The 19,029-nt window shown below is 73.2% G+C and carries 15 protein-coding genes; 7 read left to right on the forward strand and 8 right to left on the reverse strand.

From position 1 onward, the window contains the following. Nucleotides 1-35: 35 nt before the first annotated feature. Both ACZ4TW_RS04545 and ACZ4TW_RS04550 read left to right on the forward strand, forming a co-directional pair. A complete protein-coding gene (locus ACZ4TW_RS04545) occupies nucleotides 36-932 on the forward strand; it encodes a sulfurtransferase (RefSeq protein WP_465540601.1) in 897 nt (298 codons plus the stop codon). Nucleotides 933-1,009: 77 nt separating this feature from the next. Further along, the gene (locus ACZ4TW_RS04550; protein ID WP_465540603.1) at nucleotides 1,010-1,981 is read left to right on the forward strand and encodes an FKBP-type peptidyl-prolyl cis-trans isomerase; all 972 of its coding nucleotides are present in this window, start codon (nucleotides 1,010-1,012) and stop codon (nucleotides 1,979-1,981) included. Nucleotides 1,982-2,096: 115 nt separating this feature from the next. Here the strand turns inward: ACZ4TW_RS04550 and ACZ4TW_RS04555 are convergent, their stop codons facing one another. Then, on the reverse strand, nucleotides 2,097-3,410 hold the full coding sequence (locus ACZ4TW_RS04555) for a glycosyltransferase (RefSeq protein ID WP_465540606.1): 1,314 nt from the start codon (nucleotides 3,408-3,410) through the stop codon (nucleotides 2,097-2,099). Between the two features lie 245 nt (nucleotides 3,411-3,655). On the opposite strand from ACZ4TW_RS04555, the gene ACZ4TW_RS04560 reads away from it, so the two are divergent. After that, nucleotides 3,656-4,072 carry a transferase gene (locus ACZ4TW_RS04560; RefSeq protein WP_465540608.1) on the forward strand — a complete coding sequence of 139 codons (417 nt, stop codon included), beginning with the start codon at nucleotides 3,656-3,658 and terminating at the stop codon, nucleotides 4,070-4,072. Between the two features lie 223 nt (nucleotides 4,073-4,295). Further along, on the forward strand, nucleotides 4,296-6,053 hold the full coding sequence (locus ACZ4TW_RS04565; RefSeq protein WP_465540610.1) for an alpha-glucosidase: 1,758 nt from the start codon (nucleotides 4,296-4,298) through the stop codon (nucleotides 6,051-6,053). An 85-nt stretch (nucleotides 6,054-6,138) separates the two neighbouring features. On the opposite strand, the gene ACZ4TW_RS04570 is transcribed toward ACZ4TW_RS04565, so the two are convergent. The 4 genes from ACZ4TW_RS04570 to ACZ4TW_RS04585 all read right to left on the reverse strand — a co-directional run bounded on the left by ACZ4TW_RS04570 (nucleotide 6,139) and on the right by ACZ4TW_RS04585 (nucleotide 9,785). Then, the gene (locus ACZ4TW_RS04570) at nucleotides 6,139-6,540 is read right to left on the reverse strand and encodes a PepSY domain-containing protein (protein ID WP_465540612.1); all 402 of its coding nucleotides are present in this window, start codon (nucleotides 6,538-6,540) and stop codon (nucleotides 6,139-6,141) included. A gap of 80 nt (nucleotides 6,541-6,620) precedes the next feature. After that, complete coding sequence (locus ACZ4TW_RS04575) at nucleotides 6,621-7,970, reverse strand: sensor histidine kinase (protein WP_465540613.1); 1,350 nt, start codon at nucleotides 7,968-7,970, stop codon at nucleotides 6,621-6,623. Nucleotides 7,971-7,992: 22 nt separating this feature from the next. Then, a complete protein-coding gene (locus ACZ4TW_RS04580; protein ID WP_465540615.1) occupies nucleotides 7,993-8,670 on the reverse strand; it encodes a response regulator transcription factor in 678 nt (225 codons plus the stop codon). Between the two features lie 65 nt (nucleotides 8,671-8,735). Next, nucleotides 8,736-9,785 carry an LLM class flavin-dependent oxidoreductase gene (locus tag ACZ4TW_RS04585; protein WP_465540617.1) on the reverse strand — a complete coding sequence of 350 codons (1,050 nt, stop codon included), beginning with the start codon at nucleotides 9,783-9,785 and terminating at the stop codon, nucleotides 8,736-8,738. Between the two features lie 215 nt (nucleotides 9,786-10,000). Between ACZ4TW_RS04585 and ACZ4TW_RS04590 the strand changes: the two genes are divergently transcribed. After that, nucleotides 10,001-11,437 carry an FAD-binding oxidoreductase gene (locus tag ACZ4TW_RS04590; RefSeq protein WP_465540619.1) on the forward strand — a complete coding sequence of 479 codons (1,437 nt, stop codon included), beginning with the start codon at nucleotides 10,001-10,003 and terminating at the stop codon, nucleotides 11,435-11,437. A 186-nt stretch (nucleotides 11,438-11,623) separates the two neighbouring features. Then, nucleotides 11,624-12,808, forward strand: a complete 1,185-nt coding sequence (locus tag ACZ4TW_RS04595) for a baeRF3 domain-containing protein (RefSeq protein WP_465540621.1) — start codon at nucleotides 11,624-11,626, stop codon at nucleotides 12,806-12,808. 21 nt (nucleotides 12,809-12,829) lie between these two features. Here the strand turns inward: ACZ4TW_RS04595 and ACZ4TW_RS04600 are convergent, their stop codons facing one another. After that, nucleotides 12,830-13,339 (reverse strand): hypothetical protein, encoded by a 510-nt coding sequence (locus ACZ4TW_RS04600; RefSeq protein ID WP_465540623.1) that lies wholly within the window; start codon nucleotides 13,337-13,339, stop codon nucleotides 12,830-12,832. 73 nt (nucleotides 13,340-13,412) lie between these two features. Between ACZ4TW_RS04600 and ACZ4TW_RS04605 the strand changes: the two genes are divergently transcribed. Next, on the forward strand, nucleotides 13,413-14,414 hold the full coding sequence (locus tag ACZ4TW_RS04605; RefSeq protein ID WP_465540625.1) for an LLM class F420-dependent oxidoreductase: 1,002 nt from the start codon (nucleotides 13,413-13,415) through the stop codon (nucleotides 14,412-14,414). Nucleotides 14,415-15,081: 667 nt separating this feature from the next. On the opposite strand, the gene ACZ4TW_RS04610 is transcribed toward ACZ4TW_RS04605, so the two are convergent. Continuing rightward, the gene (locus ACZ4TW_RS04610) at nucleotides 15,082-15,372 is read right to left on the reverse strand and encodes a glutaredoxin family protein (RefSeq protein ID WP_465540627.1); all 291 of its coding nucleotides are present in this window, start codon (nucleotides 15,370-15,372) and stop codon (nucleotides 15,082-15,084) included. A 70-nt stretch (nucleotides 15,373-15,442) separates the two neighbouring features. Continuing rightward, nucleotides 15,443-19,024, reverse strand: a complete 3,582-nt coding sequence (locus ACZ4TW_RS04615; protein WP_465540629.1) for a TM0106 family RecB-like putative nuclease — start codon at nucleotides 19,022-19,024, stop codon at nucleotides 15,443-15,445. Nucleotides 19,025-19,029: the final 5 nt, after the last annotated feature.

Raw genomic sequence — 19,029 nt, forward strand, 5'->3', positions numbered from 1 at the left:
GGATGTCGCGGGCGCGCGGATGGGAGGATGGCGGCATGCCCCTGCTCATCCAGCCGGCCGAACTGGCCGCCCGACTCGAGGCCGGCATCGCCCGGACCGTGGTGCTCGACGTGCGCTGGACGCTCGCCGAACCCGACGGACGCGAGGCATTCCGGTCCGGGCATGTTCCCGGCGCGGTGTACGTCGACCTCGACACCGAGCTGGCCGATCACGACGTGCCCGGCGAGGGGCGCCATCCGCTGCCCGCAGAGGAGGCCTTCACGGCGGCCATGCGCCGGTGGGGCGTCCACGACGGCGACACCGTCGTGGTGATGGACGACGCCGGCGGCACCTCGGCCGCGCGCGCCTGGTGGCTGCTCCGCCATGCGGGCGTCGCCGACGTCCGCATCCTCGACGGCGCGCTCGCCGGGTGGCGCGAGGCCGGCCTGCAGCTCGAGACCGGCGACGTCGACCCCGAACCGGGCGATGCGACCGCGCACTTCGGCGCGATGCCGGTCATCGACCTCGACGAGGCCGACGCGCTCGCCTCGGCCGAGGGCGGCGTGCTGCTCGACTCCCGGGCCGGCGAGCGGTACCGGGGGGAGGTCGAGCCGATCGACCCGCGGGCCGGGCACATCCCGGGCGCGGTCTCGGCGCCGACCGTGGACAACCTCGCGCCCGACGGGCGGTTCCTCCCTGCCGACGCGCTCCGGGCCCGATTCCTCCGGCTGGGGATCGACGGGGCGCACCCGGTCGCGGCGTACTGCGGTTCCGGGATCACGGCAGCCCACCAGGTCGCGGCGCTCGCGATCGCCGGCATCGACGCCGCGCTCTACCCGGGCTCCTTCAGCCAGTGGTCGAACCGGCCCGACCGGCCCGTTGCGACGGGACCGCGGCCCGAGGGCGACGACCCCACGCCTCGGTCGGCCGCTGCACCGCCCGCGGATCGGTGAAGACTCAGGGAATCGAGACACGGATCGTGCAGACTGGTCCCTCGACCTCGCCTCCGATCGAAACGAGAACCCCCACCATGAACCGTGCCCTCCGCCGCGGCGCGCCCATCGCCCTCGCATCCGTGACCGCCCTGCTCCTCGTCGGCTGCGCGGGCAGCGGTTCCGACCCCGAGCCGAGCGCCACCGACGAGGCCGCCGCCTGCCTCGAGGTCGAGGCGGGCGAGCAGAGCGACGCCGTCGAGGTCACCGGCGATTTCGGCACCGCCCTCACGGCGACCTTCGAGACGCCGCTCGAGGCCGAGGATCTGCAGCGCACCATCGACATCGAGGGCGACGGCGACGAGACCACGTCGGGCGACGAGGTGTCCGCGGTCGTCACCGCGTTCTCCGGCACGTCCGGCGAGCAGGTGTTCTCGCAGCCGGCCTCGCTCACGGTCGGCGACGGCTCGCTCTACGAGGGCTTCCTCGCGGGCGTCGACTGCGTCGCGGTCGGCTCGCGCGTGGTGACGGTCGCGCCCGCGTCGGCGGTCTACGGCGACCAGGGCAACGAGGGCATCGGCGTCGCACCGGGCGAGACGCTCGTCATCGTGACCGACGTGCAGGAGATCGTCGAGGCCGAGGACCTGCCGACGCCGGGCGAGTGGACGGAGAACGTGCCCGAGGTGCAGTTCAACGGCGAGGAGCCGCCGACCGTCACGATCCCCGACGCCGAGCCGTCGACCGAGCTGCTCGTGAAGGTCGTCGAGGAGGGCGACGGCGCCGAGGTGCAGGCGGGCGACACCGTGACCCTGCACTACCAGGGCCTCAACTGGGCCACGAAGGAGATCTTCGACCAGAGCTACGGCAAGGATGCGGCGCGCTTCGGCACCGGCGACGTCATCCCTGGCTTCGGCGGCGCGCTCGTCGGCCAGACGGTCGGCACGAAGCTCGTGGTGACCATTCCGCCCGCGCTCGGCTATGGCGAGCAGGAGTCCGCGAACGGCCTCGGCGGGCAGACGCTCGTGTTCGTCGTCGAGATCCAGGACACCGAGGGCGCCGACGCCGAGTAGGCGCCCGCGGCCCTCGACCCCGCCACCCGCGGTTTACAGGACAACCGCCGATGTGCAGGACCGGATCACTGATCCGGGCCTGCACATCGTGGTTTCTCCTTGAGATCGCGGGGACCTAGCCGACCTGCGCTCCGAGGCGCGGGCCCGCGGCCAGCACCACCGCCTCGAGCTCGGACGCGATGAGGTCGAACGTGTCGTACTCGCGGATCCGCGCCGCCATCGCACGCGCGCGGTCCCCGTAGGAGCGGTCGGCGAGCACCTCGCCGACGGCCTTCGCGACGGCGCCGGCCGTCGGGGTGCCCGTCCGCAGGTTCACGCCGACGCCCGACCACTGCACGCGCATCGAGACCTCGGGCTTGTCCTCGGTGTCGCCCGCGGCGACGATCGGCACGCCGTGGCTGAGCGCGTACTGCGTGCCACCGAAGCCCGCGTTGGTGACGAATACGTCGGTCTTCGGCAGCAACCGGTCGTAGGGCAGGAACTCCGCGGCGCGGGCGTTGCCCGGCAGTTCGCCGAGCTCCTCGATCGGACGACCGCCGGTCGCGACGACGACGAGCACGTCGCGGTCGGCGAGCGCGTCGAGCGTCGGCCGCACGAGCCGGCCGAAGTCCTTGTTGTCGATCGTGCCCTGCGTGACGTGCACGACCGGTCGGTCGCCGTCGAGCTCGTCCCACCACTCGGGTAGGGCCGGCTCGGCGGGCGCCGGCGGCAGCACGGTGCCGACGAAGCGCACGTTGGGGCTGAGGTCGCTGCGGGGGTACTCGAACTCGGCGGGCGAGAGCTGCAGGTAGCGGTCGCAGCCGCGCGTCGAGTCGAACACGAACGAATCGAGCGGGCGTCGCCCGAGGTCGTGCATGATCCGCTGCGCCAGCGCCTGCGTCTTGCGGAAGATGACCCTCGTCACGAGGGCGTTCAGGACGCGGTTGCGCAGGCGGCCGACGGTGCCCGGCAGCGGCGCGAGTCCCAGGCCGGCGGGGGCCGTGTCGGCGCTGAGCTGCACGAGCGGGATGACGCCCACGCCCACGATCGGCGGACGCGAGGCGGGGTCGTCGAGCAGCAGCGGGACGATGCCCGCGAACGCGCCCTCGGCCAGGATCGCGTCGGGCGCGAGCTCGGCGATGGCCCGCTCGACCGCGCGGAACTGGTCGGGGATGGGGCGCACGAACATCGTCTGTACGTCGTACTCGAGCTTCGCGATGCCGTGGTGCCGATCGCGGTCCGGCAGGTGCTCCTGCATGATCCGGTCGTCGTAGTCGGCGATGCCGCCGAGTGCGCGGTGCGAGGCCCCGACGGCTTCGACGGCGTCGCGGAAGCGGGAGCCGGTGAGCACGGCGACGTCGTGGCCGCGCGAGACGAGGTGGCGCGCGATGGCGATGACGGGCGCGACGTGGCCCTGGATCGGGCTCGCGCAGAGGAGGTAGGTCGACATGGGATGCGGTCTTCCGAGGTGATCCGGGGTCGCCGCTCGCGGGCGGCGATCGTGCCCGCCGGGCGGCGGCACGACGGCGAAGCTACGACCGCGGGAATGGTGCCGACAAGGCTTCCAGCGCGGAATCAGGGATATCCCCGCCGGTATTCAGGGCAGGCCCCGAGACTGAGGGAATGTCCCGGTCAGCCGGGATGTTGTACCTGTATCCGGGCGCGGAGACTCCGCACCCGGCGAATGGAGGACACGTGGGCATCAGCTACGTCGAGTTCGAGGACGAAGCCGGGATCCTGCGTCGCTACCGCAAGCACGTCAACGGCCGCGGCCTCGTGGCCACGACCGCGAAGGTGGACCCGACGGCGTTCGTCGACCCGACCGCCTACGTCGACCCCGGCGCGGAGGTGCAGCGCGGTGCGACCATCTCGCACGGCGCCTGGGTCGAAGCCGACGCCATCGTCGCCGAGAAGGCGACCATCGGCGTGAATGCTCGCGTCGGCCGCGGTGCCGTCGTCGGCCGCTTCGCGGTCGTCGGGCCGTACGCGGCCGTCGGCGCGGGGGCGCGCGTGCAGAACGGCGCCCGGGTTCCGCGCGAGGCGCACGTCGCCGAGGGTGGCGAGCACCGCGCGTCGGGCGACGACCTGCGCCGGCTCGGCCTCGCGGCCTGAGCCGCCGGCCGCGGCAGCGCACTGCGAAACGGATGCCCCGGGCACGCGCCCGGGGCATCGTCATGTCCGCCCGCCAGCCCTGCCCCCGCCGCCGCCGCGCAGATCGCGAGTTGCCACTTCCGCCGGGATCTTCCGACGCGCACCCGGCAGAACCGGCAACTCGCGATCCGGAGGTTGCGCGCCAGCGGGTGACGCGACGGGGCGCGGGTGCGAGGATCGGGGCATGTCGAACGCACACGAGCCGCGGCATCCGTCCACCGCACCCGACTGGTGGAAGTCGGCCGTCGTCTACCAGGTGTACCCGCGCAGCTTCCAGGACTCCGACGGCGACGGGGTCGGCGACCTCCGCGGCATCCTGAACCGCCTGGACCACCTCGTGCGGCTGGGCGTCGACGTCGTGTGGCTGTCGCCGATCTACCGGTCGCCGCAGGCCGACAACGGCTACGACATCAGCGACTACCAGGACATCGACCCCACGTTCGGCACGCTCGCCGACTTCGACGAGCTGCTCGCCGCGATGCACGCGCGCGGCATCAAGCTCGTGATGGATCTCGTGGTCAACCACACCTCCGACGAGCATCCGTGGTTCGTGGCGTCGCGCTCGAGCCGCGACGACCCGAAGCGCGACTGGTACTGGTGGCGCCCGCCGAGGCCCGGCGCGCACGGCGGCGACCCGGGCGCCGAGCCCACGAACTGGGAGTCGTTCTTCTCGGGCCCGACCTGGGAGTGGGACGAGGCGACCGGCGAGTACTACCTGCACCTGTTCGACGTGAAGCAGCCCGACCTCAACTGGGAGAACCCCGAGGTGCGGCAGGCCGTGTACGTGATGATGCGCTGGTGGCTCGACCGGGGCGTCGACGGCTTCCGGATGGACGTCATCAACCTGATCTCGAAGCACCCGCACCTGCCCGACGGCCCGGTCCGCGACGGCCGCCGGTACGGCGACGGCGGCGCGTCGTACGTCAACGGCCCGCGGCTGCACGAGTTCATGCAGGAGATGCACCGCGAGGTGTTCGCGGGCCGCGAGGGCCTCATCACCGTCGGCGAGACGCCGGGTGCGACGCTCGACGACGCGATCCTGTTCACCGATCCGGCGCGCCGCGAGGTCGACATGGTGTTCCAGTTCGAGCACGTCGGGCTCGACCACGGCATGACGAAGTTCCGGCCGCGGCCGCTCGCGCCCGGCGAGCTCGCGGCATCCCTCGCCAAGTGGCAGGAGGGCCTGCACGAGACCGGCTGGAACAGCCTGTACCTCGAGAACCACGACCAGCCGCGCTCGGTGAGCCGGTTCGGCGACGCCGAGGCGCACTGGTACTCGTCGGCGACCGCGCTCGCGACGATGCTGCACCTCATGCGCGGCACGCCGTACGTGTACCAGGGGCAGGAGCTCGGCATGACCAACGCGCCGTTCTCGGTCATCGACGAGTACCGGGATGTCGAGTCGCTCAACGCGTACGCCGACGAGGTCGCGAGCGGCACGGCGGTCGCCGACGCGCTCTCAGGGCTCAGCCTGATGAGCCGCGATCATGCGCGCACCCCGATGCAGTGGGATGCGACGGCGAACGCGGGGTTCACGACCGGCACGCCGTGGCTCGCGGTCAACCCGAACCACGACCGCATCAGCGCGGCCGCGCAGGTCGGCGACCCGGGCTCGGTGTTCGAGTACTACCGCACCCTGATCGCGCTGCGGCACGAGCGGCCGGTCGTCGCGCACGGCGACTTCGAGCGAGCGGATGCCGGGCACCCGGCGATCTTCGCCTTCGAGCGCGTGCTGGGTGCCGACCGGTTGCTGGTCGTGGTGAACCTGTCGTCGGCCGAGCACGTGCCGGTCTTCGGGCCGGAGGTCTCGGAGCGCTGGCCGGGCGGCCCGGGGGAGCCGGGCGACGTGCCGATCCTCACGAACACGATCCCGGACTCGCCCGCGCCCTTCGACGCGCCGCTCGCGCCGTGGGAGGCGCGGGTGTACGCCGCGGGCGACTGACCCGCGGCGCGCACCGCACCGATGCTGGACGGCGACGGGCGCCCGGGCCGAAGCTCCGGGCGCCCGTCACGGCGCGATCGGCCTCTCAGTCGGTGTCGTTCGCATCGTCCGCGTCGTCCGCGTCATCCGCGTCGTTCGGGTCCTCCGCGTCGTCGTCCTCGACCGCGACGACGTCGAAGTTCTCGTCCAGCGTGACCTCCACGGACTTCCCCGAGTCCAGGCGCACGTCGACCTCGTAGCCGGTCGCGCCGTCGTCCTCGCGTTCCGCTTCGGTGACCTCGCCCTCGCCGGCCTCCGCGAGGGCCGCGTCCGTCGCCTTCTCGAGCTCGGCGCCGGCCAGCTGCTCGTCGCTCTCCGCCTCCTGCGACGCATCGGCGCGGTGGTCGGTCTCGAAGCCGTCCGTCGCGGCGTACGCGATCGCCGTGCCGCCCAGGGCGAGCACGCCCGCGGCCGCGGCGGACGAGATCCAGATGGTGCGCTTCTTCATGTCGTGCCTCCCGTTCGATGGTTCGCCACCAGACTCGCGGGACGGCGCTGAAGCCAGCCTGAAGCATCCTGAACGCCGGTTCAGCCGATCGGCGCGGCGGTGCGCGAGGGGCGAGCGGATGGCACCGCCGGCAGTTCCACGCGCAGGCGCGCGCCGCCCCACGGCGCATCCTCGACGCGCACGTCGCCGCCGTGCGCCCGCGCGATCTCGCGCGCGATCGACAGGCCGAGGCCGCTGCCGCCCGTATCGCGAGCCCGTGCGTCGTCGAGCCGGACGAAGCGGTCGAAGACGCGGTCGCGCTCGTCCGCCGGGATGCCGTCGCCGTCGTCGTCGACCGTCAGCACGACGGGTCCGCGATCGCCGTCGCCGGAGACCGCGAGCGCGATCCGCGTGCGTGCGTGCCGCGCCGCGTTGTCGACGAGGTTGCGCACGAGCTGGGCGAGCAGGCCGCCGTCGCCGCGGACGCGCGCGGCGCCGATCCCGCGCGTGTCGACGCCGAGTCCGGTGCCGCGGATGCGCCGCGCCTCCTCGAGGAGCAGGTCGTCGACGTCGACGTCGGCGGTGTCGGGGTGCAGGGCGCCCTCGTCGGCGCGCGCGAGCACGAGCATGCCCTGCACGAGCCGTTCGAGCCGCTCGCCCTCCTCGAGCACGACCGCCCCGAGCTCGTGCTCGCCGACGCGCTCCGGATGCGCCCGCGCGAGCTCGGCGTACTGGCGCAGGGTCGCGAGGGGCGACTTCAGCTCGTGCGACGCGTCGGAGATGAAGCGCCGCTGGGTCGCCTGCGCCGACTCGAGCCGCCCGAGCATCCCGTTCAGCGTGTGCGCGAGTCGCGCGATCTCGTCCCCGGTGGGCGGCTCGTCGAGCCGCTCGGCGAGGGTGGTCGCGGTCACCGCGTCGACCTGGCGCCGCATGCGCTCGACGGGCGCGAGCGCTCGCCCGACGACGAGCCAGGTCGTGAGGGCGACGAGCGCGACGAGCAGCGGCACCGAGATCGCGAGCAGCTGCGCCACGGTCGCGAGCGTCTCGTCGATCGATTCGGTGCTGCGCCCGGCGATCACGGTCATGCCGTCATCGGTCTCCTCGGCCGCGATGAGGTATCGCTCGTCGTCGACCCGCACGGAAGCGTCCGCGGCGAGCTCGCCCGAGCCGAGCGGCGGGTTCGGACCCTCCTCGCTGGCCGCGACGATCTCGCCGGACCCCGAGACGACGACCACGAAGCGCTCATCGTCGAACTCGTCGGCCATCGCCGGTGCATCCGCGCCGCCCTCGTCGAGCCTGGCGGCGATCGTCTCCGCGTCCTGTTCCGCCGCGGCCCGCACGCCGTCGTGCAGCGACCGGGCCAGCGTCGCCCAGAACGCGAGCGCGCCGAGCAGCAGCGCGAGCGCGACGATGGATGCCGCGGCCAGCGTGATCCGCCCTCGCACGCCCATGCGGCGTCCTGCGGCCGCCGCCTCACCCACCGTCGACCGCCAGCCGGTAGCCGGCGCCGCGCAGCGTCTGGATGCTCTCGCGCGCGAACGGCCGGTCGACCTTGTTGCGAAGGTGCCGGATGTACACCTCGACGATGTTCGGGTCGCCGTCGAAGTCGAAGTCCCACACGCCCTCGAGGATCTCGCGCTTGGACACGACCTCGCCCGTGCGGCGCATGAGGAACTCGAGCACCGCGAACTCGCGCGCGGTGAGGTCGACGGCGGTGCCGCCGCGGCGCACCCCGCGCGTCGCCGGGTCGAGCTCGAGGTCGCCTGCCGAGAGCACTGCCGGCCGCGGTGCGCCGCCCCGTCGGATGAGCGCCCGCACGCGGGCGACGAGCACCGCGAACGAGAACGGCTTCGTGAGGTAGTCGTCGGCTCCGGTGTCGAGGGCCTCGACCTGGTCCCAGTCGCCGTCCTTCGCCGTGAGCATGAGCACGGGGGTCCAGTCGCCGGCCTCGCGCAGCGCCCGGCACACGAGGTAGCCGCTCATGCCCGGCAGCATGATGTCGAGCAGGATCGCCGCATAGCGGTTCTCGCGCGCGAACCAGAGCCCGTCGGTGCCGTTCGCGGCGACGTCGACCGCGAACCCCTCGACCTCGAGTCCGCGCTTGAGGCCCTCGGCGAGCCGCGTCTCGTCCTCGACCACCAGCAGCCGCATCGGCCCTCCCTCCGCTCCGCCCATCCTGTCGGATGCCGCTGAAGCGGCGCTGAAGCGCGCGGGCGCTACGCGGCGAGGCGGTCGGCGAGCAGCTCGAGGGTGCGCACCCGGCCGAGCGCGGCGTCCGCCGGCTCGTCGGCCCGCGATCCCGCGACGGGAGCGAGCATGACCTCGTCGACGCCGTGCCGCGCCGCGAGGCCGCGCACCGCCGCGGCCGCGGCATCCGCATCGCCGATCACCCACCGCGGGCGCATCCGCGCGATGACCTCGTCGGCCTCGGAGTCGCGGGTCGCGGCCAGCGCCTCGTCGACCGTCTCGAGGGGGCGCATGGGCCGGTTGAGGCGCAGCCGCGCCATCGAGCGCAGCTGCGGGAGCGCGCGCTCCTCGGCCTCGTCGGCCGCGTCGGCGACGACCGCGTTGAGCGTCAGGATCGTCTGCGGGGCCGGATGGCGCTCGCTCGGCCGGTACCCGGACCGGTACAGCTCGAGCGCCCGCTCGAGTCCCTCGCCCGAGAAGTGGTTCGCGAACACGTACGGCAGGCCGAGTTCCGCCGCGAGGCGCGCCGAGTAGTCGCTGCTGCCGAGCAGCCACAGCTCGGGAACCCCCGCGGCGGCCGGCGTCGCCTGGATCGGGTACTCGCGGCCGCTCGTGAGGCGCAGGGTCGCGCCATCCGGCGACAGCATGGCCAGGATGTCGGCGACGTGGTCGGGGAACCGGTCGACCTCGGCGGTCGGACCGGAGATGCGCAGCAGCTGCGTGATCACCGGGTCGCTGCCCGGCGCGCGCCCGATGCCGAGGTCGATGCGGCCCGGCGCGAGCGCCTCGAGCGCCGCGAACTGCTCGGCCACGACGAGCGGTGCGTGGTTGGGCAGCATCACGCCGCCCGAGCCGACGCGGATCCGCTCGGTGCGCGCCGCGGTCGCCGCGATGAGCACCGGCGGCGTCGTCGAGGCGACCGCCGGCATGTTGTGGTGCTCGGCGAACCAGTAGCGCGTGAAGCCGAGGCGGTCGGCGGCCTGCGCCAGGCCGACGGATGCCGCGACGGCATCGGCCGACGACTGGCCGCCCCGCACGGGCACGAGATCCAACACGGACAGGCGAGGCGAGGAAGACATCCCTCAGCGCAACCGGGCCGGTCGGCCGACTATTCCGGGCCGCCGGGAACTCGGGATAACCCTGAGCCGAACGGCGGGATCCTCCTGATCCCCGGACGGCGCCCTCCGAATTGGATGGAACCCGTCGTGAGCGCCCCCGGACACCCGGGCGGCCGTCGGAACCAGGCATCCCGCCCGCCCGGCCCGCGACCCCCACGCATCCCGAAAGGACCACCATGAACTCCCTTGCCTTCGACACGGCCGCGCTGTCCCTGCGCGAAGCGTTCGCAATGCTCGCTGAGCGGCTGGACGGCCGGCTGCACCTCCCCGGCGAGGCCGAGTGGGACACCGCCCGCGCGGCCTGGAACCTCGCCGTCGACCAGCGGCCCGCGGCCGTCGTGGTCGCCGCGTCGACCGCCGACATCGCCCGCACGGTCCGCGCCGCCCGCGAGATGGGCCTCGCGGTCGCCCCGCAGGGCACCGGCCACAACGCCGCGCCGCTCGCCGAGAGCGGCGGCCTCGCCGACGCGATCCTGCTCAAGACCCACGAGCTCCGCGCCGTCGAGGTGCGCCCGACCCAGCGCATCGCGCGGGTCGAGGCCGGCGCGCTGTGGGGCGACGTGGTCGCCGCGACCGCGCCGCACGGGCTCGCCGCGCTCGCCGGATCGAGCCACGACGTCGGCGTGGTCGGCTACACGCTCGGCGGTGGCGTCTCGTTCCTCGGTCGCCAGCACGGCCTCGCCGCGAACCACGTGGTCGCCGTCGAGCTCGTGACCGCCGACGGCGAGTTCCGCCGCGTCGACGCCGAGCACGACGCCGAGCTGTTCTGGGCCGTGCGCGGCGGCGGCGGCGACTTCGGCGTCGTCACCGCCATCGAGTTCGGCCTGTTCGAGATCGCGCAGGTCGTGGCGGGCACGCTGTTCTTCCCGATCGACCGCGCCGGCGAGGTGCTCGAGACCTGGGCCGAGTGGACCCGCTCGGTGCCCGACACCGTCACCTCGGTCGGACGCGTCCTGCGCTTCCCGCCGATGCCCGAACTGCCGCCCTTCCTCTCGGGCCGGTCGTTCGCGCTCATCGAGGCGGTGATCCAGGAGTCGCCCGAGCGGGCCGACGAGCTGCTCTCGCCGCTGCGCGCGCTGCACCCCGAGATCGACACCGTGCATCCGCAGGTGCCCGCCGAGCTGCTGCAGCTGCACATGGACCCGCCCGGACCCACGCCCGGGCACGGCGACGCGATGATGCTGTCCGACCTCTCGCCCGAGGCCGTGCGCGCCTTCGTCGACGCGGTCGGCCCCGACGCCGACACCGCCCTGCTCTCCGCCGAGATCCGCCACCTCGGCGGTGCGCTCGAGCCGGCCGCGGCCGTCGAGCTCGCCGCGGAGACGGGCCGGCCGGCGCCGGGCGCCATCGCCGGCCTCGAGGGCCGCTACCTCGTCTTCGCCGTCGGCATCGCCGTGCCCGAGACCAGGGAGGCGGTCGTCGCGTCGCTCGGTCGCCTGCTCTCCCGCATGGAACCCTGGCGCGCGTCGACCGAGTACCTCAACTTCGTCGAGCGCCCCCTGGCGGGCGAGCGCTTCTTCGGCGACGACGGCCGGATGGCACGGCTTCGCGCGCTGAAGGCGGCCGTCGACCCGACCGGCGTCATCCGCTCGAACCACCCCGTGCGCCGCTGACGCGACACGTCCGTGCGGCCGCGGATGCGACATCCGCTCGGCTCGCGCACCGCCCGACAGGCCCGGCTGAACGCAGCCGGGCCTGTCCGGCGCACGAGGCGGAATCAGGGGTGTCGGATCGGGGACGAGCTTCCTAGGCTGGGTTCACGCGACGACGTCGTCGCCGGAACCTCGGGGAGGGGACGCATGACGGTCCACTACGAACTGCCCACCACGACCGATTTCCAGGCACTGGCAGGTGAGCACCATCCGGCGATCACCATCTACGCGTCGACCTCGCCCGTCGTGAGCGAGCGCGAACGCGCCGAGGTGGCCGTGCGGAGCCTCTTCGACGAGGCCTTCGAGCGAGTGCGCGCCTCGGGAGCCGAGGCATCCGAGATCGACGCCCTCAGGACCGAACGCGAGGCGATCCTCGCCGACAAGGGCATCTGGGGCAACCTCGCCCGCTCACTCGCGATCTTCGTGGCGCCCGGATTCAGCGACGTGTACGTGCTGCCCAACCGCCTCGACGACGCCGTGCACGTCGGCTCGCACTTCACGCTCGGGCAGCTGCTTCGCGCGCCCAGCCAGGACCAGGAGGCGTTCGCCGTCCTGCTCTCGTCGAACGAATGGACGCTCTGGCACGCCGAGCCCACCGCGCGCGCCGAGCAGATGCCCCTCGACCCCAACCTGCCGAAGAACCTCGAAGAGGCCGCGAACCGCGAGCCCGGCGACGCGGGCCAACGCCGCACCGGCGGACACGGCGACCGGGGCACCCACGAGGGCGACCGTCGTCCCGAGATCCACGACATCTACGCCAAGCGCGTCGCCGACGCGGTCCGCCAGGAACTCCAGGCCCACGACCCCGACGAGCGGGTCCCGCTGTTCGTGTTCGCCGCAGAGCCCCTGCTCAGCTCGTTCCTCGAACGCGCGAGGAACGGCCGGCGCGTGATCCCCGTGCAGGGCGGCTCCGACCGCCTCGGCGGCGCCGAGATCGACGACGAGCTGCGCCGCCGGCTCGCGCAGCTCAACGTCGACGAGGCGAAGGCCGCACTGCACCGGCTCGCCGACGGCAGCGCCGGCCGCGTCGAGCGCGACGTCGCCGCGATCGGCCACCTCGCCGCGGAGGGCGCGGTCGAGACGCTCTGGTTCGACTTCACGACCTCGGTCAACGGCACGCTCGACCCCGAGTCGGGCGCGATCGAGTTCGCCACCGACAACGGCAACGGCGAGGAGCTGCACGACGGCACGCACGCCGGCGACCTGCTGCCGCAACTCGCGATGCTCGTCATCTCCAAGGGCGGCAAGGTCGTCACCGTCCGCAGCGACGACCTCGACGCGTCCGACTGGTCCGGTCCGGCGATCGCCGAGCTGCGGTTCGCCCTGACGTAGGCGCGACCCCGACGGGCCCGCTCAGACCGCGACGGCCGCGGGCGGGCCCCCGAACGGCCGGTCGAGCGCGCGGAGCGCCGCACGCGCGACATCCGCCGCCGACCGCGACAGGGCCCGGGCACGCTCGGGCCACGCCACGCGTTCCGCGCGCGGATCGGGTCGCGACGCCCGGGCGCTCGAGCCGAACGAGCCGCTCGCCTCGAGCACCGGCACCACGACGGCCGGCTGGCACTCGAGGCGCACCTCGACCTCGCGGGTCCGCGAGTCCTCGATGATCGCCTCGAACGCGACCCGGGCCGACCGCACGCGCCCGCGGCGCCGCGGCGGCGTGCCACGCACGCCGAGCGTCAGCCGGTCGGGGTGCGCGCTGCCCGGCAGGGTCGGCCCCACCGGGACGAACTCGACCCGCCACAGCTCGCTCGGGCAGACCGCGACACCCGAGAGGTGGATGACGCGGACGCCGCCGGTCGTGATCGCGACCGCCATGAGGTCGTCGGCGTGCACATGCGCGTGATCGGTCAGGTGGTGCATGATCGCGAACCTACGGATGTCAAGGCCCGGCGGCATCAGTGCTGGCGCTGAACCCTCGCCCTAGGCTGAGCGGATGCGATTCGGATACTTCGTTCCCCAGGGATGGCGCCACGACCTCGTCGGGGTCGAGCCGGCCGACCACTGGGCCACCATGCACGGGCTCGTCGAGCACGCCGACCGCGAGGGCTCGCCGTGGGAGTCGATCTGGGTCTACGACCACTTCCACACGGTGCCGGTCGCGAGCGAGACCGAGGCCACGCACGAGGCGTGGTCGCTGATGGCGGCCTACGCCGCGTCGACCTCGCGCGTCCGCCTCGGCCAGATGTGCACGTGCATGGCGTACCGCAACCCCGCCTACCTCGCGAAGGTCGCCGCGACCGTCGACGTCATCTCGGGCGGCCGGCTCGAGATGGGCATCGGCGCCGGATGGTACGAGCACGAGTGGCGCGCGTACGGCTACGGGTTCCCCGATGCACCCGCGCGACTGCGCATGCTGCGCGAGGGCGTCGAGGTCATGCACCAGGCGTGGACCACAGGCCGCGCCAGCCTCGACGGCGAGTTCTACCAGGTCGACGGCGCGATCGTGCAGCCGCAGCCGCTGCAGGAGGGCGGCATCCCGATGTGGGTCGCCGGCGGTGGCGAGAAGGTCACGCTGAAGATCGCGGCGAAGTACGCCGCCTACACGAACTTCTACGGCAGCCCCGACGAGTTCAGCCACAAGAGCGAGGTGCTGCGCGGGCACACCGACCGGCTCGGTCGCGACTTCTCCTCGATCGTGCGGAGCGCCAACTTCAACACGGTCGTCGGCGAGTCAGAGGCGGATGTCGCGGCGCGCCTCGACCGGCTCGAGGCGCGGGTCGCGCCCTACCTCGGCGACGGGGCGACGCGGCGCTTCATGCACGACTACCGCGGCCCGTCGGCGATCGCGGTCGGCACGGTCGAGCAGGTCACCGAGCGGCTGCTCGACATGAAGCGGCGCGGGCTCGGATACGCCATCCACTACATGCCCGAGCTCGCGTACGACCGCAGTGGCCTCGAGCTCTACGAGCGCGAGGTCATCCCCGCGCTGCGCTGACGCCGCGCGCGCTCGCGCTCGCGGGAGTCGCATCCCGCATCTTCCCTCGCGAGACCCGCGTTACTGCGGGTACACCCGCACGAACTCGTGATTCGCGAATGGTGGAAGGAGTCGCCAGCGCGTCATCCCTCGCGAATCCCGCGTTTCCGCGGGTGCACTCGCACGAACCCGGGATTGGCGGGTGGTGATGAAGTCGCATCCCGCGTCTTCCCTCGCGAGTCCCGCGTTTCCGCGGGTGCACCCGCACGAACCCGTGATTCGCGGACGGAAGGAGGCGCTCCCGCGTCATCCTTCGCGAGTTCCGCGTTTCTGCGGTTGCACCCGCACGAACCCGGAACTCGCGGAAGGTGAAGGTGTCGCATCCCGCGTCTACCCGCGCGAGTCCCGCGTTTCTGCGGGTGTACCCGCACGAACCCGGGATTCGCCGATGGGGGATGGCGGTGCATCCCGCGTCATCCTTCGCGAGTCCCGCGTTTCTGCGGGTGTACCCGCACGAACCCGGGATTCGCGGATGGGGGATGGCGGCGCATTCCCGTCTTCCCTCGCGAGTTCCGCGTTTGTGCGGGTGTACCCGCACGAACCCGGGATTCGCGGGAAAGGTGCGGCGCGTGCGGAGGGCGGGTGAGGGCGGGATGGCCCAGTGCGAGAGACGAGCGGATGCCGCGGCTCAGGCCGCGGCGCCGGCGTCCTGCTGCTCGACCTCGTCGAGCTTCGCGCCGAGCTCGGCGTCGCTCGGCTCGGTGAAGTGGGTGCCGTCGGGGAACACCACGACGGGGATGCTCGTGCGGCCCGAGATCGCCTTCGCACGCTCGGCGCCCTCCATCACGACCTCGAGGTCGACGTACTCGTAGTCGACGCCGCGGCGGTCGAGCAGCGCCTTCGAGCGGCGGCAGTCGCCGCACCAGGCGGCGCCGTACATCGTGATGCGGGCAGGGGCGAGGTCGGTGGGGGAAGTCACACGGATACGGTACGTGGATATCCTGTGCGCGACTCCCAGCGTCGCCCCCGCTGCACCCGGCAGGCCGCGGTCAGGATCCGGTCGCTCCCGCGGCGGCTCGGTCGAGCGACGGCAGCTCGACGCCGACGAGGCGCGCGAACGCGCTGAGCTGCGCGACGCCCTGCGGCGTGCGCGGCAGCGCGTCGAGCAGGCCGGGGGAGTAGACGAGGAACGCGGCGACCTTCGCGCGTGAGATGGCCACGTTGAGGCGGTTCTTCAGCAGGAGGAACTCGACGCCCCGCGGGGCTGCGGCGGCCGACGACGCGGCGAGCGAGACGATCGCCACCGCCGCCTCCTGGCCCTGGAACTTGTCGACCGTGCCGACGGGCACATCACGATAGCGCGCACGATCGAGCTCGGCGCGCACCAGGGCGAGCTGGGCGTTGTACGGCGTGACCACGATGACGTCGGACTGGGCGAGCGGTCGCGATGCCGCGGCGGCCGGCCCGTCGGCGCTCTCTGAGGTGTCGATGTACGCACGCCCGAGGACCGATCGGACGATGCGGACGACCTCGACCACCTCGTCGACGGACTCGGTGGTGTTGCCCTCGTGCTCGACGGGCACGGGCGTGAGACCCGGCTCGACGCCGTCGATCCGCCGGAGCGCCGCGCACGCGTGCGACTGGAGTTCGCCTTCGTACGAGAGCCGCGAGACGGGCGCGGCGAGCGCGGGGTGCATGCGCCGGCTCTCGGCGAGGAAGTAGCCGAGCTCGGCCGGGAGCACGTCGTGTCCGTCGGCGATCCAGCCGAGCGCCGACATGTCGACGGGCTCGGGGTGCGTGCCCTGGCTGACCTGGGGGAGCTGCTGCGGGTCGCCGAGGAGCAGCAGGCGACGTGCGGCGACCGACGCGGCGATGGTCGACGCGAGGGAGAACTGCCCGGCCTCGTCGATGACGAGCAGGTCGAGCGCGCGTCGGCCGACGCGGTCGGCGTTGGCGAAGTCCCACGCGGTGCCGCCGTAGACGAACCCGCTCGCCTGGTGCGCCGCGATGAAGGCCGAGGCGCCGTCCTTCTCGATGGCGGTCCAGGCGCGCGCCGTCGTGTCGTCGCGGTCTTTCGGTGCCTTGGCGACGAGGCGCGGGTCGAGTCCGGCGGCCGCGACCGCGTCGAGCAGGTGCTCGACGACCGCGTGCGACTGCGCGACCACGCCGACCTTCCAGCCGTGGTGGCCGACGAGGCGGGCGATGACCCGCGAGGCGACGTAGGTCTTGCCGGTGCCCGGCGGGCCCTGCACCGCGAGGTAGGAGTCGTCGAGGTCGCCGAGCGAGCGCACCACTGAGCCGACGTACTCGTGGTCGGGCAGCGGCGCGAGGGCGCCCGAGCGCGTACGCGGTGGGATGCGCCGCAGCAGGTCGACCGCTGGGTCCTTCGGCCAGCGCGGATGGTGCTCGACGATCGGGCGAGCCCATTCCGCGATCGCATCCTTCTGGCGACCGGCGGGCGGCGGATTGCCCGGGACCAGGGCGGAGGGAAGGGCGCGCCAGGTCTCGCCTGCGACCGAGCGCTCGCAGATGAGCACGCCGTCGGCGGTCGCCTCGAGCACGGTGGCCCGCGAGGAGGCGCGGGACCCGGGTCGGCGGGCGTCGGAGGGGAACGGCGCCGGCCATTCGTACAGAAGGTACAGGTCGGCGCCCGGGCTGAAGCGCGAGCCCGGGGCGACGCGGCCCCGCAGCAGCAGCTCGCGGCGATCGTGCTGCTGTCGCCCCTCGCGGTACCAGTCCTGCGTCACGACAGTGCGTGCTGGGTCGACGACGAGCACGTCGCGGTGATCCTCCCACGCCTCGAGCGGCTGCTCGACGCGGAAGAAGTGCCCCCACCAGAACGTCTTCATCTCGCGGTCGTGGTAGTCGATGGCTGCGGCCGCGAGCGCGAGGGCCGTGCGGTCGGCGTCGTCGCGTCGCTCGTCGGCGGGGCCGGCGAGCCGGTCGAGCTCGACCGCGAGCGGGCTCGCGGCGTAGTGCTTGCCGGTCGGCTCGGCGAGGAGGAGCGCCGGGACCGGCTCGATGCCGTGGGCGCGGGCCAGCCCGAGCAGCCAGTCGCGCAGGCGCAGCGTGGAGACGCAGTCGTACTCGTTGTACTCGGCGAGGTCGTCGAGCACGTGCTGCGCTGCCTCGGCACCCGAGAGCCCGGTCGCGGGGTCGAGCTCGCCCGTGGCGAGCAGTTCGCGGGCGCGCACGTACTCGAGGATGGAGTCGCCGCCCGACTTCACGTCGGCCTCGCGCAGCCGGTCGCCCATGTAGAGCGGCTCGAGCTTCTTGATCGAGTACGAGCGGCTGCCGACCCGCACCGCGCGCTTGACGATCGGGTAGAGGTCGACGAGCACGCCGTCGGCCAGCAGCTGGTCGACCTCGGCTTCGCCGACCCCGTGCCGCGCGGCGATCGAGGTGAGGTGCGTACGCTCGTAGCTGGCGTAGTGGTAGATGTGCAGGTTCGGGTGCCGCTCCCGGCGTTCCTTCACGAACGCGAGGAACTGCAGTAGCGCCTCGCGCTCTTCTGCGAACGAGTGTGCCCAGATGGGCGTGAACCGCTCGGCGGTGTCGATCATGCCGAACAGGTAGTCGAGCCCCCAGTCGGTCGCGGGGCCCTCGGTGTAGAGCGGGTCGCCCTCGAAGTCGAAGAAGAGGTCGCCCGCGTCGGGCTCGGGGATCGCCGCGAGCGCACCCGGCTCGCGCACCTCGACCGGCGGCGGCAGCGGGGGGTCGTCAGGCGTGCGGCTTCCGGAAGCCGCGGCCTCGAGCTCGTTCGCCTCGGCGGCGAGCTGCAGCCGCGCCTGGACGCGCAGCCCGTCGAGCGTCGCGTCGAGGACGCCCTCGACAGGCCCCGACGAGGCGGCGAGCTGGTCGATGGTCGTGATGCCGGCGTCGATGAAGTGCGCGCGCTGCGTGATGCGCAGGCCCGCGACGAGCAGCAGGTCGCGGCTCGCCTGCACCTCGAGGTCGCACGTGGGGCAGCGGCCGTCGAGCGCGTACCGCGGATCGCCCCACTCGACGGGGCCGTCGGCCGCGACGCGCTCGTCGACGAGGTGCCGCAACCGGTCGCGTCGGAGCAGGTAGACGGGCTCGATGTCGTCGAGCCGGTGCGAGCTGGTCGTGCCGTCGCCGAGGAGCAGCTCGACGGTGTCGGCACGCGGGATGCCGAGCCGATCGAGCTGGGTCGCGTAGGCCGCGAGTTGCAGCAGGGCCGTCACGCGGGCGCGGCGCGCGAGCTTCGAATCCTGCACGAGGTAGCGGCCGTCGGGCTGCCGCACGATGAAGTCGGCGAACCCGACGAACCCGTCGTCGACGAACGTGGCCTGGAACACCACGGGAGCGCCCGACGCGAACGCCTCCCGCGTGGCGTCCACGGCGGCCGCGAGCTGCTCGGGATCCCGCAGGTCGGGACGGTCGATCTCGACGACACCGTCGCCGAACTCGGCGCGGTACCTCTCGAGCACCCGCACCTCGTGCGCGTCGCCGAGCCGCCCGGCGCGCTCGAGCATCGCGTCGGCCACGGGCTCGAACAACGTGTCGCGGCCCAGCTTGACGTCGAGCTCGCGCAGGAACGCGAACTCGCAGTCGGAGGCCTTCTTCAGGTCGCTCGCGCTCGTGACGACGGAGCCGTCCACCAGGTACATCGGGC

Source organism: Agromyces sp. NPDC029043, assembly GCF_055564615.1.